The following is a 562-nucleotide window of genomic DNA, read 5'->3' on the forward strand; positions in this document are numbered from 1 at the left end:
GCACCGTCGGCTGGCCCGCCTTCGGTTACACCAGCGAGGTGATGCTGGACAACATGCCGGAGAACAGCCACCGGCACGAGGACCACGTCGGGCACAAGGTGCTCGCCGTGAACAACACCAACGTGATCCAGGGTGACAACGGCACCAGCTTCTTCCCGCCGCAGGGCACCACGATCGCCGTTTGCGACACCCTGCTCAAGTTCCACCAGGGCACCCACTCGCCGGACGCGTTCAGCAACAACGTCCACGAGCTGCTCTTCAACCAGCGCTGCACCGCGAGCAACGGCGGCCAGGTCACCGAGGCCCGGTACAACGCGATGATCCCGCTCGGCCGGGCCGGCGGCTTCAGCCCGAGCGAATGCCCGGGCTTCGGCGGCCAGTTCATCAACGTCAAGCCGGCGGTGCCGGCGGACTCGCCGTCGGACACCCGCTCGCTGGGCCGGCTGATCACCGAGCCGGGCTGTGTGCAGGCGATCCGCGAGGGCCGCACCCACCAGGACCCGCTCTACCCCAACCCGGTGCCGTTCACCGTCTCCGACATGGACGACTTCTGGTTCTCCGA

At 68.0% G+C, this 562-nt stretch carries 1 protein-coding gene; it reads left to right on the top strand.

Annotated elements, in window-relative coordinates; all coding sequences use genetic code 11:
* Positions 1–562: hypothetical protein (locus AAH979_RS43140; protein WP_346263898.1), on the top strand; the 562-nt coding region annotated here is incomplete at both ends.

This window comes from Plantactinospora sp. ZYX-F-223, assembly GCF_039649625.1.
Classification (GTDB): Bacteria; Actinomycetota; Actinomycetes; order Mycobacteriales; family Micromonosporaceae; genus Plantactinospora.